General features: G+C 72.4%; 13 protein-coding genes. 9 read left to right on the forward strand and 4 right to left on the reverse strand.

Annotated features, from left to right (window positions below):
- Positions 1–11: 11 nt before the first annotated feature.
- The 3 genes from KY5_RS04825 to KY5_RS04835 all read left to right on the forward strand — a co-directional run bounded on the left by KY5_RS04825 (position 12) and on the right by KY5_RS04835 (position 2,724).
- A complete protein-coding gene (locus KY5_RS04825; protein ID WP_098241021.1) occupies positions 12–689 on the forward strand; it encodes a uracil-DNA glycosylase in 678 nt (225 codons plus the stop codon).
- Positions 686–1,684, forward strand: coding sequence for an N-acetylglucosamine kinase (locus KY5_RS04830; protein ID WP_098241022.1), 999 nt, complete (start codon positions 686–688; stop codon positions 1,682–1,684). The genes KY5_RS04825 and KY5_RS04830 overlap by 4 nt, the downstream gene beginning before the upstream one ends.
- A 95-nt stretch (positions 1,685–1,779) precedes the next feature.
- Positions 1,780–2,724, forward strand: coding sequence for a sirohydrochlorin chelatase (locus tag KY5_RS04835; RefSeq protein WP_098241023.1), 945 nt, complete (start codon positions 1,780–1,782; stop codon positions 2,722–2,724).
- Positions 2,725–2,799: 75 nt separating this feature from the next.
- On the opposite strand, the gene KY5_RS04840 is transcribed toward KY5_RS04835, so the two are convergent.
- Together KY5_RS04840 and KY5_RS04845 are read right to left on the reverse strand one after the other, a co-directional pair.
- Complete coding sequence (locus KY5_RS04840; protein ID WP_234362613.1) at positions 2,800–3,846, reverse strand: lactonase family protein; 1,047 nt, start codon at positions 3,844–3,846, stop codon at positions 2,800–2,802.
- A 336-nt stretch (positions 3,847–4,182) separates the two neighbouring features.
- A complete protein-coding gene (locus KY5_RS04845; protein ID WP_098241025.1) occupies positions 4,183–5,691 on the reverse strand; it encodes an FUSC family protein in 1,509 nt (502 codons plus the stop codon).
- A gap of 457 nt (positions 5,692–6,148) precedes the next feature.
- On the opposite strand from KY5_RS04845, the gene KY5_RS04850 reads away from it, so the two are divergent.
- Entirely contained in the window at positions 6,149–6,646 is a 498-nt protein-coding gene (locus KY5_RS04850; RefSeq protein ID WP_098241026.1) for a cupin domain-containing protein, read from the forward strand.
- A gap of 6 nt (positions 6,647–6,652) precedes the next feature.
- On the opposite strand, the gene KY5_RS04855 is transcribed toward KY5_RS04850, so the two are convergent.
- Entirely contained in the window at positions 6,653–7,396 is a 744-nt protein-coding gene (locus KY5_RS04855) for a trypsin-like serine peptidase (RefSeq protein WP_098241027.1), read from the reverse strand.
- Positions 7,397–7,945: 549 nt separating this feature from the next.
- Here KY5_RS04855 and KY5_RS04860 point away from each other — a divergent pair.
- Positions 7,946–10,261: a glycosyl hydrolase family 18 protein gene (locus KY5_RS04860; RefSeq protein WP_098241028.1), complete on the forward strand. Its 2,316-nt coding sequence runs from the start codon at positions 7,946–7,948 to the stop codon at positions 10,259–10,261.
- A 118-nt stretch (positions 10,262–10,379) separates the two neighbouring features.
- The gene (locus KY5_RS04865; RefSeq protein WP_098241029.1) at positions 10,380–10,913 is read left to right on the forward strand and encodes a GNAT family N-acetyltransferase; all 534 of its coding nucleotides are present in this window, start codon (positions 10,380–10,382) and stop codon (positions 10,911–10,913) included.
- Here the strand turns inward: KY5_RS04865 and KY5_RS04870 are convergent.
- Entirely contained in the window at positions 10,894–11,454 is a 561-nt protein-coding gene (locus KY5_RS04870; RefSeq protein WP_098241030.1) for a response regulator, read from the reverse strand. The two genes, KY5_RS04865 and KY5_RS04870, sit on opposite strands and share 20 nt — an antisense overlap.
- Positions 11,455–11,691: 237 nt before the next feature.
- On the opposite strand from KY5_RS04870, the gene KY5_RS04875 reads away from it, so the two are divergent.
- The 3 genes from KY5_RS04875 to KY5_RS04885 all read left to right on the forward strand — a co-directional run bounded on the left by KY5_RS04875 (position 11,692) and on the right by KY5_RS04885 (position 14,791).
- Complete coding sequence (locus KY5_RS04875) at positions 11,692–12,675, forward strand: pyridoxal-phosphate dependent enzyme (protein ID WP_098241031.1); 984 nt, start codon at positions 11,692–11,694, stop codon at positions 12,673–12,675.
- 67 nt (positions 12,676–12,742) lie between these two features.
- Entirely contained in the window at positions 12,743–13,663 is a 921-nt protein-coding gene (locus KY5_RS04880) for a LysR family transcriptional regulator (RefSeq protein WP_098241032.1), read from the forward strand.
- Positions 13,664–13,735: 72 nt separating this feature from the next.
- Entirely contained in the window at positions 13,736–14,791 is a 1,056-nt protein-coding gene (locus KY5_RS04885; RefSeq protein ID WP_098241033.1) for a tartrate dehydrogenase, read from the forward strand.
- The last annotated feature ends 34 nt before the right edge of the window (positions 14,792–14,825 follow it).

Below are 14,825 nucleotides of genomic sequence, written 5' to 3' on the forward strand. Positions count from 1 at the left end.
AGGGTGACGCCGTGGCACCACGACCCTTGCATGAAATCGTCGAACCCGGCTGGGCCAAGGCCCTGGAACCGGTGGCCGATCGGATCGCCGCGATGGGCGACTTCCTGCGCGCGGAGATCGCCGCCGGACGCACCTATCTCCCGGCGGGACCGAACGTCCTGCGCGCCTTCCAGCAGCCCTTCGACGACGTCCGCGTCCTGATCGTCGGCCAGGACCCCTATCCCACGCCCGGTCACGCGGTGGGGCTGTCGTTCTCGGTCGCGCCCGAAGTGCGGCCGCTGCCCGGCAGCCTCATCAACATCTACCGCGAGATGAACACCGACCTGGGCCTGCCCCAGCCGTCGAACGGCGACCTCACGCCCTGGACGCGGCAGGGCGTGCTGCTGCTCAACAGGGCGCTGACCACGGCGCCGCGCAAGCCCGCCGCGCACCGCGGCAAGGGCTGGGAGGAGGTCACCGAGCAGGCGATCCGGGCACTCGCCGCGCGCGGCAAGCCACTGGTGTCGATCCTGTGGGGCCGCGACGCCCGCAATCTGCGGCCGCTGCTCGGGCAGTTGCCGTCCGTCGAGTCCTCGCACCCCTCGCCGATGTCGGCTGACCGGGGCTTCTTCGGCTCGCGCCCCTTCAGCCGGGCCAACGATCTGCTGGTCCAGCAGGGCGCGCAGCCGGTGGACTGGCGCGTGCCGTGAGGCCCGCGGCGGAGGTACCGGCCGACGCCCTGGTCCTGGGCGTCGACTCGGGCGGCTCCGGGCTGCGGGCCGCGCTCGGCCCCCCGGAAGGGATGCGCGCTCCCGCGCCCGTGCGCTCGGCGGAGCCGGTGCGCACGGGCGAGCGGGGCATCGACGCCGAGCACTTCATTGCGCAACTCCTGCCGATGGCACGGGAGTTGCTCGCGAGGGTGGGCGGCGGGCGGATCACGGCCGTCGCGATCGGCGCGGCAGGGCTCGCGACCCTGGGCGACGACCTGCGGGCCCAGCTGCCGTCCGCACTCGAAGAGGCCCTGGGCGTACGCCGGGTGGCACTCGCCGCGGACGCCGTGACCGCGTACGCGGGAGCAGTCGGCGACCGTCCGGGCGCGGTCGTCGCCGCGGGCACGGGCCTGATCGCGATCGGCACGGACCTCACGGCCTGGCGCCGGGCCGACGGCTGGGGACATCTGCTCGGGGACTGCGGCGGCGGCGCCTGGATCGGCCGCGCGGGCCTGGAGGCGGTGATGCGCGCGCACGACGGCAGGGACGGCGGCTCGAAGGCACTGCTCGTCCGCGCCGAGGACCTGTTCGGCCCGGTGACCGGGCTGCCGGGACAGCTCTATCCGCGCACCGACCGGCCCGCCGTGCTCGCCTCGTTCGCGCCGCACGTGGCCGCCTGCGCGGCCGACGACCCGGTGGCCGAGGGCATCCTGCGGGACGCCGCGCGGCACATCGCGCAGGCCGCGGCCGCCGTCTGCCCGGCGGGCGACACCTGCGAAGTGGCCCTGACGGGCGGCCTGTTCAAGCTGGGTGAGCCGCTCACCGGGCCGCTGCGCGAGGAACTGACGGAGCGACTGCCGCGCGCCGTCCAGGTGACGGCGGCGGGCGACCCGCTGGACGGCGCGCTGCGCATTGCCGCTGATATCGGCGCGGACCGGCTGCGACTTCCGCGCGATCCGCGCATGCTCACCGTCCACGGTGAAGCCGACAGTTGACCTCTACGTAATTCATCAGACAAAAACGGACTTATACCGCCCACCTGCACCCTCCCCGAACAGCGAGGACCCGCAAACCAGTAGCATGCGGCCGCATGAGCTCCCCCACTGGGCCCGCATCAGGCCTGCCCGTACGAATGCCGCGCCCCCGCCAGCCGGGCCGGCACCGCCGTCCGGAGCCCGTCGCGGCTCCTGAGGGCGCGCCCGCACTGGTCCTGGCCGTGCCGGGCGCCCCCAGCACCACCACGCGCGGCCTCGCCGAGGAAGTCGTGAGCATCGCCCGCTCCGAGCTGCCCGGCCTCGACGCCCGCATCGGTTACGTCGACGGTGAGGAGGACGCCACCGTCACCTCCTTCCCCGAGTTCCCCTCGCTCACGTCCGTGCTCGCGCACGCGGCCACCGAGCGCACCGCCCGCGTCGAGCGGGCGCGCGCCGCCGGCGCCGAGGTGGCCGAGCCCGAAGGCCCCGTCGCCGTCGTCGTGCCGCTGCTCGCGGGCCCCGACAGCGCGCTGATGCGGCGCATCCGGCAGGCCGTCATGGAGAGCCGCGTCGCCGCCGAGCTGACCGACGTCCTCGGCCCGCACCCGCTGCTCGCCGAGGCGCTGCACGTGCGCCTCTCGGAGGCCGGTCTGGCCCGCGCCGACCGTGCCCGGCTGTTCACGGTGGCGACCGCCGCGGACGGCATCGTGCTCGCCACCGTGGGCGGCGACGAGGCCGTGCAGGCCGCCGGGATCACCGGCATGCTGCTCGCCGCGCGCCTCGCGGTGCCGGTGATGGCCGCCGCGCTCGACGAGGAGGGCGCCATCGCGGCGACCGCCGAGCAGCTGCGCGGCTCAGGCTCGGCGCAGCTGGCGCTCGCCCCGTACCTGATCGGCCCCGAGCTGGACTCCGCTCTGCTCGACGCCGCCGCGAAGGAGGCGGGCTGCTCCGTCGCCGAGCCGCTCGGCTCCTACCCGGCGATCGGCAAGCTGGCGCTCGCCAAGTACACGACGACGCTCGGCATCACCCCGCAGCAGCCCTCGGGCGCGCCGGTGCACTGAGCTTCCGCGCGGAGCAGGTACGACGACGGGCCCGCCCCGATGTGGGGGCGGGCCCGTCGTCGTACTTGCCGCGGCTCAGCCGAAGACCACGCAGGAGGCGGCGGGCGCGGCGACGGACCCGGTCCTGACCGGCACGCCGGTCGTCCCGTCGACCGCGAACCAGGTGACGTCGCCGGAGCGCTCGTTGGCGGCGTAGAGGAACCGGCCCGTGGGGTCGACGGCCAGGTCACGCGGCCAGTGGCCGCCGCACGGCACGGTCGTCGTGAGCCGCGGCGCACCGCCGGGGCCGTCGAGCGCGAACACGGAGATGACGTCCGTACCGCGCGTGGCGGTCCACAGGAAGCGCCCGTCGGGGGCGACGACGATCGCCGAGGGGAAGGCGTCGCCGTCCGGGACCTCCGTCAGGACGGCGGCCTCGCCGAGCGGCTCGATCGTGCCGCCGACGGCGTCCCAGGCGCAGACGGTGACGGTCGGCGTGAGCTCGTTCAGGACGTACGCACGGTCGCCGTCCGGGTGGAAGGCGAGGTGCCGGGGGCCCGACCCCGGACGCAGCGCGACCTCCCGGTGCAGGGTGAGCTCCCCCTTCTCCGCGTCGAGCGCGCAGACCCGCACCGAGTCGGTGCCGAGGTCGACGCTGAGCGCCCAGCGGCCGCTGGGGTCCACGCGCACCTGGTGGGCGTGCGGCGCCTGCTGGCGCTGGGGGTGCGGCCCCGAGCCGGTGTGCGCGAGGACGCTCGACGGGGCGGCGCCGAGGGTTCCGTCCGCGCGCAGGGGGACGGCGGCGACGCTGCCCGAGCCGTAGTTGGCGGCGAGCAGGTGGCCCGCGTGCAGCGTGAGATGGGTGGGCGCGGAGCCGACGGGGACGGGCGCTCCGGTGAGCCGCGGGTCCGCGCCGTCGAGCCGGTAGGCGGCGACCGCGCCGTCGGCCGTCTCACTGACCGCGTACAAGGTGTCCCCGGTGGGCGAGAGCACGAGGTACGACGGGTCGGCGACCTCGTCCGTGCTGCTCAGGACGGTCAGCGCGCCGGTGTCCGCGTCGAGGGCCGCGGTGCTGACGCCGCGCCCTCCCGCCGCGGTGAAGGATCCGATGTACGCGCGCGCGGCGTGCTTGCCGACGACCACTGATGTCCCCTCTCGACCGGAGCGGCACATCCGTTGGCGCCGCTCGTGCGGCCGACGCTAGCAGCCGGTCTAGACCAAGTCGGCGGCGGTGGCGGGGACTCGAAGGTGGCGGCCCGGGTCGGCCGGGCGCGCCGGTCACACCGGGCCAGGCACGACGCCCACGCCGACACGGGCACGGCACGCCGCTCACCCCGGGCCAGGCACAACGCTCACGCCGGAACGGACACCGCACACCGCCCACACCGGGCCAGGCACAACGGCCACGCCGGAACGGACACCGCACACCGCCCACACCGGGCCAGGCCAGGCCAGGCACGACGGTTACCTCGCCGACGACTACCTGGCACCGCCCAGATACGCCGCTTCCTCCGGTTTCGTGTGCCCGGCCATCGCTTCGAGCGCCCGCTCCAAGCCGTTCAGGTGCGCGAGGGCCGGGTGGCCGACGGCGTGCGGAACCGATGCCTGGGGCTCACGCTCCTGCCGGGCGCCGCGCGGGGTCGTCAGCGCTTCCACCGCCGCTTCCACCCGCCAGCAGGCGGCCGCGAGCCGGGCGTCGTGCGAGGCGTCCGGATCCGCCGCGATCTCGGCGAGGGAACGCACTTCCCTCGCGCAGTCGTCGAGCAGCGCGAGCACCCCGTGCGCCCGCGCCTTGCGCTCGCGGCCCCGGTGCAGCGGGTGCACCAGCGGTGAGACGGCCAGGCGCACGCGGGCCAGCAGCGTCTCCAGTTCGGCGACGTGGGGCTCGGGATCCGCGCCCGGGGTACCGGCGAGACGTGCGGCGGCCTCGGCCGTGCAGGCGTGCACGCACCGCAGGGCGCGGCGGATCCACTCGTCGGTGACCGCGTGCGTGGTGACCGGCAGGACGATCAGCACCGCGAGCGCCGCTCCGAGCGCGCCGACCGCGGTCTCCGCGACGCGCAGGCCCAGGAGCGAGGCGTCCAGGACTCCGAGCAGCCCGTAGAGCATGGAGGCCATCGCGGTCACGAAGAACATCATCCAGCTGTACGAGACGGCCGCGGTGTAGAAGATCCCGAAGACGCTCACCGCCACGACCAGGGCGGTCGGCACCGCCGCGCCCTGCACGGGGAGCGCGACGGCGAAGCCCACCACGATGCCGAGGACGGTGCCGAGCACCCGGCGGAAGCCCCGCACCAGCGTCTCGCCGCGCGACACGGTGTTCACGAACACCCACCACGTCGCGCCCACCGCCCAGTACCACCGCTGGTCGGACAGCAGCTGCCCCACCCCGAGCGCGAACGCCGCCCCCGCCGCGGCCTGCACGGCCTGCCGCGTGGTGACCCGGCCGAGACCTCGTCCCTGCGGCAACGCGGGCGCGGCGGCCACGGGGCGGCCGCGCTCGTAGCACCACAGGCCGAACCGCACGGTCGACGAGACGCAGAGTGAGAGCAGCACGGCCATGGCCAGCTCGGGCAGCTGGCCCGGCACGGTGTGCAGGAACTGGGCGGCGAAGAAGGTCATGAAGGCGAACACCCCGAGGGAGTGCCCGCGGGGCCCCCAGCGCCGTGCGTAGACACCGGCCCCGACCACGGCGAGGAACGTCAGGTCCCTGGTCAGGGGGTAGTCGTGCAGCGCCGCGGCCACGGCGAGGACGGGCAGCCCGACGACCGGAAGCAGCGCGGTCGTCACCGCCTGGCCGCGCACGGTCGGGTCGAGCACGGTGAAGAGCGCGAGCAGCGCCGCGAGTCCGCCGACGACGGCCGCGCTGAGGGAGTGCCCCACCAGACCGCACACGGCCACGGCGGACGAAATGCCGATGACCGCCCGGGTGGCGCTGCGCAGCCGCAGCCGCCCCGGATCCGGAGCCACGAACACCCTCTTCAGCACTGCTTCCCGCCCCTCTCGGCAACCCGGACACAAAGAAGGCGCCACGGAGTCCGGGGCGCCATCGACAGACCCATCAGACCATCAAGAAGCCATGCGGCTCAAGCCAGGCACCTCTGGGTGGGCCAATGGCACAGTGCGGCCGCTTCGCACGACGCCAGAGGCGGACCAACTGATCACGAATCCGGCACGAGCTGCGGCTCCGTCCCCTCCCCCCTTAAAGCAGGGGACGGAGCCATCACGCCCAAATGGTCTGGACCATTGGCGTGGACGTCGGTGACGCTATCAGGACGGCAGCCCCTCCCTCATCCCGGACGTCCCGGGCGGGCAGGGCGGGCGCCGAATTGACCCATGATTCCGACCGATAAATGCACCTCATGCGAGGTCTTTCTGCGCCGTAGAGTCATTCTCACAAGGCAACGGAGAAGCCCGAAGCCGCAGCTCAGAGGCAGGAAGCAGCATGAACGCGCAGACCGCACCGAAGGCCGTCCTCACCCGCGCCGCCACCGCGGAGACCACCGCGGACCCCAGCAGCGTGATGACCCTGCTGGCCGACTACGGCACCGACGGCAGCGCGCTCACCAGCTACCGCTCGACCTTCGCCAAGGGCGCGGTCGGCGCCCCCGCACACTTCCACACCAAGGCGTCCGAGCTGTTCTTCGTGGTGGACGGCGCGCTCCAGGTCCTGGTCGGCGAGGAGGTGAAGGTCCTCGAGAAGGGCGACTTCCTGCTGGTGCCGCCGCACACCCCGCACGCCTTCGCCGCGGCCCCGGACCGGGAGGCCGACGTGCTCTTCGTCTTCGGTCCGGGCATGCCCCGCTTCGACTACCTGCGCCTGCTGGGCCGCGTGATGCGCGGCGAGGCGGGCTTCGAGGAGATCAAGAACTCCTCCGAGCGGTACGACAACCACTACGTGACCAGCCCCGCGTGGCAGGCCGCGCTCGACGCCGCCAAGTAGCCCTTGTCAGCCGTGTGCCGCCTTGGCGTAGAGGGCGGCCACCTCCCTGTCGAGGATCACGCTGTACGACACGTCGGGGGTGTCGCCGCCGTCGTGGTAGCCACCGAGGACGCCGATCAGGTGGCCGTCGGCGGTGACCCACGGACTGCCGCTGGTGCCGCTGGTGAAGCCGGGGCAGCCGATGCGCTGCTGCTCCGCGCGGAAGCGGTTCGCGGTGCTGGTGCAGGTGCGCGGGGCGTCCTCCTCGTCGGGGTAGCCGGTGACCGTGACGCGGCGCTCGGTGCCCGCCGTGGTGTCCAGGGTGTTGGCCCCGGTCACGTCCTCGACGTGCCGGCCGTTCCTGGGTTCGAGGACGGCGAAGGCGAGGTCGTGGTCCTCGTCCCCGTCGTGCGTCCAGTGGTCGTCGGCGTAGACGCGGTCGATCGTCCACAGGCCGTAGGGGGCCTTGCCGTCGTGGTAGCCGGGGGCGAAGGTGACGCCCTTGCCGTCGCCGAGGCAGTGGCCCGCGGTGACGATGAGGTCGCGGCCCTTGCTGTGCACCACGGACGCGGTGCAGAAATGGCGCCCTTCAAGACCGCCCCGGAAGAGGGCGCCGACCCGTGCCGACTCGGCGGGCGGCCCTGACCGCACGGTCGGCGTGACGGCGTGGGGCAGTTCGTTCCTGTCCGCGAGCGCGAGGCACGAGAACAGGGCGCCCACGGCGAGCAGTGCCCGCAGATGTGTGCGGCCCAGCCGTACGCGCTTCGCCATCCTTCGCTCCCCTCGCTCGGTTGCCGGGAAGCATGCCCGAGTAATCTGAGGATTCTCTGTGACGCCACACACAATCGCCCCCGACGGACGATGAATACCCGCAGGCCAGCGCGTGAACGACCGGAGGTGTGCGCGCCGGACCCGCGGGAGCGGACGCCACAACTCGCGTTTCGCGCGCGCCGGATGGTGCGCCTGCGCCGACACCCCGCGCGCCGCGGGCCCCTCCGCGCCGCCCCGTCGGCCACCACCGGAACACGGGCCGCAGTGCGCTCAACTCGCGCCCACCACAAGCGAGTTGGGACCGCGCTCGCCTTGACGTCGAGTCAAGGCGAAGCAAAATCTCGCCGAGCTGGTCCAGTCCTTTACGGGGACGGAAGCCCGGCAGGGGGTTCGACGCCGTGAATTGGTACGGTCCAGCACCCTCCCGCTCTCGTTGACATGCCCACGGAGGGTGGTTCTCTAAGAGGTCTGTACCAGGAAGCGCGTCCGACCCCCGCCCCATCGGACCCCGCAGGCACGGACGGACGCCTCACCTCGTCAAGGAGAGCCGTGTCCCCACGCAGATCCACCGCCAGACCCCGCGCGGTCCCGGCCGCACACCGACGCATCCTCGCCGTTCTCGCCGTGCTCGCACTGGCGCTGACGGGACTCACCTCACTCGCGGCCCCCGCCATCGCCGCCGCCAAGCTCACCGCCACCTTCAGCAGCGAGGGCAGCGGCACGTCCTGGACCGGCAAGTTCGTCGTGAAGAACAGCGGCGACACCGCCGTCGACACCTGGTCCCTGGAGTTCGACCTGCCCGAGGGCGTCACCATCAGCGACCACACCCACGGCACCGCCGAGGTCAAGGGCAGGCACGTGGTCGTGACGCCCGCGTACTACAACGCCCGCGTCCCCGCGGGCCGCGACACCGAGCCGTACAGCTACACCTTCCGCGGCAGCGGCCAGCTCAAGCCGCCCACCGGCTGCCTCATCAACGGCGACAAGTGCGACGGCACCGCGGCCGTGCCCCCGAAGGCCCCCACCGGGCTCAGCGTCGCCGACGCCACCGCCCGCACGGTCAGCCTGAAGTGGACGGCTGCCGCACAGGGCGACTTCCCCGTCGCCTCGTACGAGGTGCTTCGCGGCACCACCGTCGTGGCGGCCAGCGCCTCCACCCAGGCCACGGTGCGCGACCTGCAACCGGCGACCGCCTACCAGTTCAGCGTCCGGGCCAAGGACACGCGCGGCAACACCGGGGAGGCCGGCGCCCCGGTCACGGCGACCACCGTGGACCCGGCGACCGACACCGTGCCGCCCACCGCGCCCCGCAACCTCCGTTCCACCGAGGTCACGTCGAGCACCGTCAAGCTCGCCTGGGACGCGGCCACGGACAACCAGCGCGTCGCCGCGTACGACGTCTACCGGGGCACGACCCTCGTGGAGAGCCTGCCCGCCGACACGCTCACCAGCACCGTGACCGGCCTCTCCCCCGCCACGGAGTACTCCTTCACCGTCAAGGCACGGGACGCCGCCGACAACGCGTCGCCCGCGAGCAACGCCCTGTCCCTCACCACCAAGGACCCCGTCGGCCAGGACGGCTACGCCAAGGTCGGCTACTTCGTGCAGTGGGGCATCTACGGCCGCCAGTACTTCGTGCGGGACCTGGAGACGTCCGGCGCCGCGGCCAAGCTCGACGTCATCAACTACGCCTTCGCCAACATCGACCCCAAGAACCTCACCTGCCTCAACGGCGTCACCAAGGGCACCACGCAGAACCCCCAGGACCCCAACCAGGGCGACGGGGCCGGGGACGCCGAGGCCGACTACGGCAGGGCCTTCCCCGCCGGGCAGTCCGTGGACGGCGTCGCCGACGACGGCTGGGGCAAGCTGCGCGGCAACTTCAACCAGCTCAAGAAGCTCAAGGCCAAGCACCCGAACCTCAAGGTCGTCGTCTCGCTCGGCGGCTGGACCTACTCCAAGTACTTCTCCGACGTCGCCAAGACGGACGAATCGCGGAAGAAGTTCGTCAAGTCCTGCATCGACATGTACATCAAGGGCAACCTGCCCGCGTACAACGGCGCGGGCGGTGACGGCGTCGCCGCCGGGATCTTCGACGGCTTCGACCTGGACTGGGAGTGGCCCGGATCGCCGGACGGGCACCCCGGCAACCACTGGAGCACGGACGACAAGGCCAACAACACCGCGCTGATCGCCGAGTTCCGCAAGCAGCTCGACGCCCTCGGCGGCAGCCACCGGCTGCTCACCGCCTTCACCCCGGCCGACGCCAAGAAGATCAACGACGGCTGGGACCTCAAGGAGGTCTTCAAGCACCTGGACTTCGGCAACGTCCAGGGCTACGACTTCCACGGCGCGGGCAGCGACAACTCCTGGGAGCCGAACCGCACGGGGCACCAGGCCAACCTGTACAAGGACGCGCAGAGTCCGTACCCCACCGACTTCAGCATCGACGACGCGGTGAAGGTGTACACCGACCAGGGCATCAAGCCGCGCAAGCTGACCATCGGCTTCCCGTTCTACGGGCGCGGCTGGCAGCAGGTCGCCGACGGCGGCGCGCACGGCGAGTGGCAGAGCGCCAACGGCGCGGCGCCCGGCCAGTTCCAGGAGGAGGCGGGCACCCGCGGCTACGACAACCTCGTCGCGGCCTTCCCGAACCTGACCGTCTACCACGACGAGCAGTCCATCTCCACGTACGGCTACACCGGGGCGAACGGCCAGTGGTGGTCCTTCGATGACGCCTGGTCCATCGAGAAGAAGACCCAGTACATCAAGTCCAAGGGTCTGCTCGGCGGCATGATCTGGGAGATGTCGGGTGACACCTCGAACAACGTCCTGTTCAACGCGCTGGACCGCGGTCTGAGGTAACGACCGCGCTCCCCTCCGGTCGGGGCCGCTTCGGCATCCTCAGCCGAGGCGGCCCCCGCTCGGGCGCCGCGGCCCGCCGATTACCACCACCGCCCCCGCCTTCGGCAGGATGAGGGCCATGACCGAGATCCGCACCCCCCGCCTCCTCCTGCGCCGCTGGCGCGACGACGACCTCGTGCCCATGACGGACATCAACGCGGACCCCCAGGTCATGCGCTGGAGCGAGGAAGGCCCCAGCAACGACCCGGACGCCACGGCCGAGGCCATCGAGCGCTGGGAGGAGGAGTGGGACGACGAGGGCTTCGGCCTCTTCGCCGTCGAGCTCCTCGCCTCCGGCGAGCTCGCGGGCTTCACCGGCCTGTCCATCCCCGAGTTCCTCCCCGAGGCGCTGCCCGACGCGGCGATCAGCTGGCGGCTCGGCGCCCAGTTCTGGGGCCAGGGCTACGCGTCCGAGGCCGCGCAGGCCACCCTCGAATTCGCCCTCCAGGACCGCGGCCTCGACCGCGTCATCAGCATCGACCGCCCGGGGAACCACGCCTCCGCCAACGTCATCCGCAAGCTCGGCATGACCCTGGAGCGCGAGACGGCCCACCCGGTCTCCGGCCACCCGCTGCACGTGTACGCCATCGACCTCACCGAGTACCAGGCGTAGCCCCACGGTGTTCGGCGGGGTGGTTCGGCGCCGACGGCTGCTCGGGAACGCGCGGAGGCGGCGGGTCCGCGTCCCCGCGTTCCGCGGAGTGGTCGCGGGGCGGCGCGGTGGAGCCGTTGGCACGTAAGGCGTCCAGTTCCCGCTGGAGTGCGCGCGTGCGCACGTACGACTCGTAGAGGTAGCGCACCTTGGTGCGCAGCGTCCACGGGTCGACGGGTTTCAGGATCACGTCGGCCACGCCGAACATGAAGGCCGCGGCAGCCAGGTCACGGCTCATGCCGAACCCGGTGAGCAGCAGGATGGGGATGTGCTGGGTCTGTTCGAGGCGGCGCATGTAGCGCACCACGTCGAGGCCGCCGGAGCCGGGCATGCGCACGTCGAGCAGCACGAGGCCGATGTCGCCCCGGAGTATCTGCTTGAGCGCGTCGTCACCGTTGGTGACACAGGTCAGTTCGTAGTGCAGAGGTGCCAACGCGCTTTCGAGCGCGAACAAGGTGTCCGCGTGGTCATCGACGATGAGGATCTTCGAATCCGGCGCCATGAGTTGAGCCCCCTCACTCCACCAACCAGACTATGCCCAAGGCGAGTTGAAGAGCGTTCCCGTGCGTCATGCTCCGTGTCGAAATCGAACACTCCGTTCCGGAGCCGCGCGGAACCGCTCACAACACCTCCCCCGCCAAAGGTAGTTCGGTAACCGACTACCGTGCTGATGCGCGATCAAACGCGCGGTAATCACACCATGCCGTCAGCTCCGCCGCACCCCCCGTGAGGACTCACCATGGCCGCAGCGCTCCCCGTCACCTTCGACGACGTACGGCAGGCCGCCGCGCGTCTCCACGGCATCGCCCTTCGCACCCCGGTGCTCACGTCGCGGACCCTGAACGCCCTGGTCGGCGCCGACGTGTTCATCAAGTGCGAGAACTTCCAGCGCGTCGGGGCCTTCAAGTTCCGCGGCGCCTACAACGCGGCGGCCCAGCTGCCCGCCGAGCGCCTCGCCAAGGGCATCGCCGCGTACTCCTCCGGCAACCACGCCCAGGCCACCGCCCTGGCCGCCCGCGAACTCGGCACCAGCGCGGTCATCCTGATGCCCGAGGACGCCCCGCGCTCCAAGCGGGCGGCCACCGCGGGCTACGGGGCGGAGATCGTCACCTACGACCGCTACACCGAGGAGCGCGGCGCCCTCGGCGAGGCGCTCGCCGCCGACCGGGGGCTCGCCCTCATCCCGCCCTACGACCACCCCCACGTCATCGCGGGGCAGGGCACCGCCGCGCTCGAACTCGTCGAGGAGACGGGGCCGCTCGACGCCCTCGTCGCGCCCGTCGGAGGCGGCGGTCTGATCGCCGGATCCGCCGTCGCCGTCAAGGAACTCCACCCCGCCACCACGGTCAGCGGCGTCGAGCCCGAGGCGGGCGACGACACCAAGCGCTCCCTGGAGAGCGGCGAACGCGTCACCATCCCCGTGCCCCGGACCATCGCCGACGGCCAGGCGCTGCCCACGCCGGGCGAGATCACCTTCGCCATCAACCGGCGTCTGGTCGACGGGGTCTCGCTCGTCGGCGACGCGGAGATCATCGCCGCCATGCGGTTCGCCTTCGAACGCCTGAAGATCGTCCTCGAACCCAGCGGGGCGACCGCGCTCGCCGCGCTCATGGCCGGGCGCGTCGACACGGCGCCGCGCGGGTCCGCGCCCCGCAGGATCGGCGTGATCGCCTCCGGTGGGAACATCGACACACAGCGGTTCACGGAACTCCTCGCCGGCTGACGCCGCCCGCACCCGGGCGCGCGGCCTGTGACCGGAGGCGGCAGCGGGGCGTGAGGAGCACGTACGGATGGACGTCAGACACCTGGAGTACTTCCTCGCGATCGTGGATCACGGGGGGTTCCACCGCGCCGCCTCCGCCCTGTACGTCTCCCAGCCGTCCCTGTCGCAGGCCGTCCGGGCGCTGGAGCGGGATCTGGGCACGGACCTCTTCCACCGCATCGGGCGGCGCGCGGTCCTCACCGAGGCCGGGCACGCGCTGATCGGCCCGGCCCGCGAGGCCGCGCGCAGCCTCCGGACCGCCCGCTCCAGCGTCGAGGCCGTGCACGAGCTGCGTACGGGACGGCTCGACGTGGCCTGCATGCCGTCCCAGGCGGTCGAGCCGCTCACCACTCTGATCCGCGCCTTCAGCGCGCGGTACCCGGGCGTGTCCGTCGCCATCAGGGCGGCCTTCACCTCCCGTGAGGTGATCGACATGGTGCGCACGGGAGCGGTCGAGCTGGGACTGCTCGCGTCGGCGGGACCGGTCCCCGAGAAGGAGGTCGCGAGCCACTCCCTCGGCCGTCAGCGGTTCGTCCTGCTGGTCCCGCCGGAGAGCCCGCTGGCCGGGCGCTCCACGGTGAACAGCGCGGAACTCGCGGGCCTGCGGCTGATCGTCGGACAGCTCGGCACCGGCATGCGCGCCTATGTCGACGCGCTGCGCGAGGAGGGCGTCGACTTCACGGTCGCGGCCGAGACCGAGCACCGGGTCGCCCTGCTGCCGCTGGTGCTCGGCGGGGTCGGCGTCGCCGTCGTCACCGATTCCTGGCGGGACATCGCCCGGCAGGCGGGCGCGCGCGTCCTGGACATCGAGCCGGAGACCACCCTGGACATCGCGCTGGTGAGCAGGCGCGGCAGCGTGTCGCCCGCGGCCACGGCGTTCGTCCGGATCGCCGCGGACGCGGACGCGCAGGCGAAGGACGTCGTCGCGAAGGGCTCAACGCCCCGCTGATAACCCCTGCCTATAAGGCAGATCCGGTTTCCGTCTTGGACGCCCCACCAGGCGCGTTGCTGCAATCGACGCATGACGAACCACCGCATTGCCCTGATCCCCGGCGACGGCATCGGCGCCGAGGTGCTGCCGCCCGCCCGGCAGGTCCTCGACGTCCTCGGCAGGCGCCACGGCTTCGGCCTCACCTACACGTCGTACGACTGGTCGTGCGAGCGCTATCTGCGGGACGGCGCGATGATGCCGGAGGACGGCCTCGACCTGCTCCGCGACGAGGACGCCATCCTGCTCGGCGCCGTCGGCTACCCCGGAGTGCCCGACCACGTCTCGCTGTGGGGGCTCCTGATCCCGATCCGGCGCGCTTTCCGCCAGTACGTCAATCTGCGCCCCGTCCGCGTCTTCGAGGGCGTCGAGAGTCCGGTGCGCGGCGCCCGCCCCGGCGCGGTCGACTTCGTGGTGGTCCGCGAGAACGTCGAGGGCGAGTACAGCGAGGTCGGCGGCCGCCTGAACAGGGGCTTCCCTGACGAAATGGCCGTGCAGGAAGCGGTGTTCACACGGGCGGGCGTCACCCGCGTCCTCGACCACGCCTTCGAGCTCGCCGCGCGCCGCGGCGGCCGGCTCACCTCGGCCACGAAGTCGAACGGCATCGTGCACACCATGCCGTTCTGGGACGAACTGGTCGCCGAGCGCGCCGCCCGCTTCCCCCGGGTCGACTGGGAACAAGAGCACATCGACGCGCTCGCCGCGAAGTTCGTCCTCGCGCCGGAGAGCTTCGACGTGGTCGTCGCCTCCAACCTCTTCGGCGACATCCTCAGCGATCTGGCGGCGGCCGTCGCCGGGTCCATCGGCATCGCACCGGCAGCCAACCTCAACCCGGAACGCGACTTCCCCTCCATGTTCGAGCCCGTGCACGGCTCCGCCCCCGACATCGCGGGCAAGGGCATCGCCAATCCGCTGGGCGCCATCTGGTCGGCGGCCCTGATGCTCGACCACCTGGGCCACCCCGAGGCCGCCAAGGAGGTCACCGACGCGATCGCCGCGCTGCTCGCCAAGACGGAGGTGCGCACCCGCGATCTCGGCGGCACCGCGACCACCGCGGAGTTCACCGAGAAGCTCATCGAACTGCTCTAGGCCACCCGCTCCCGTCCAGGCCCCGCTCCCGCCC

This window comes from Streptomyces formicae (assembly GCF_002556545.1).
In the GTDB taxonomy this organism is placed as follows: Bacteria; Actinomycetota; Actinomycetes; order Streptomycetales; family Streptomycetaceae; genus Streptomyces; species Streptomyces formicae_A.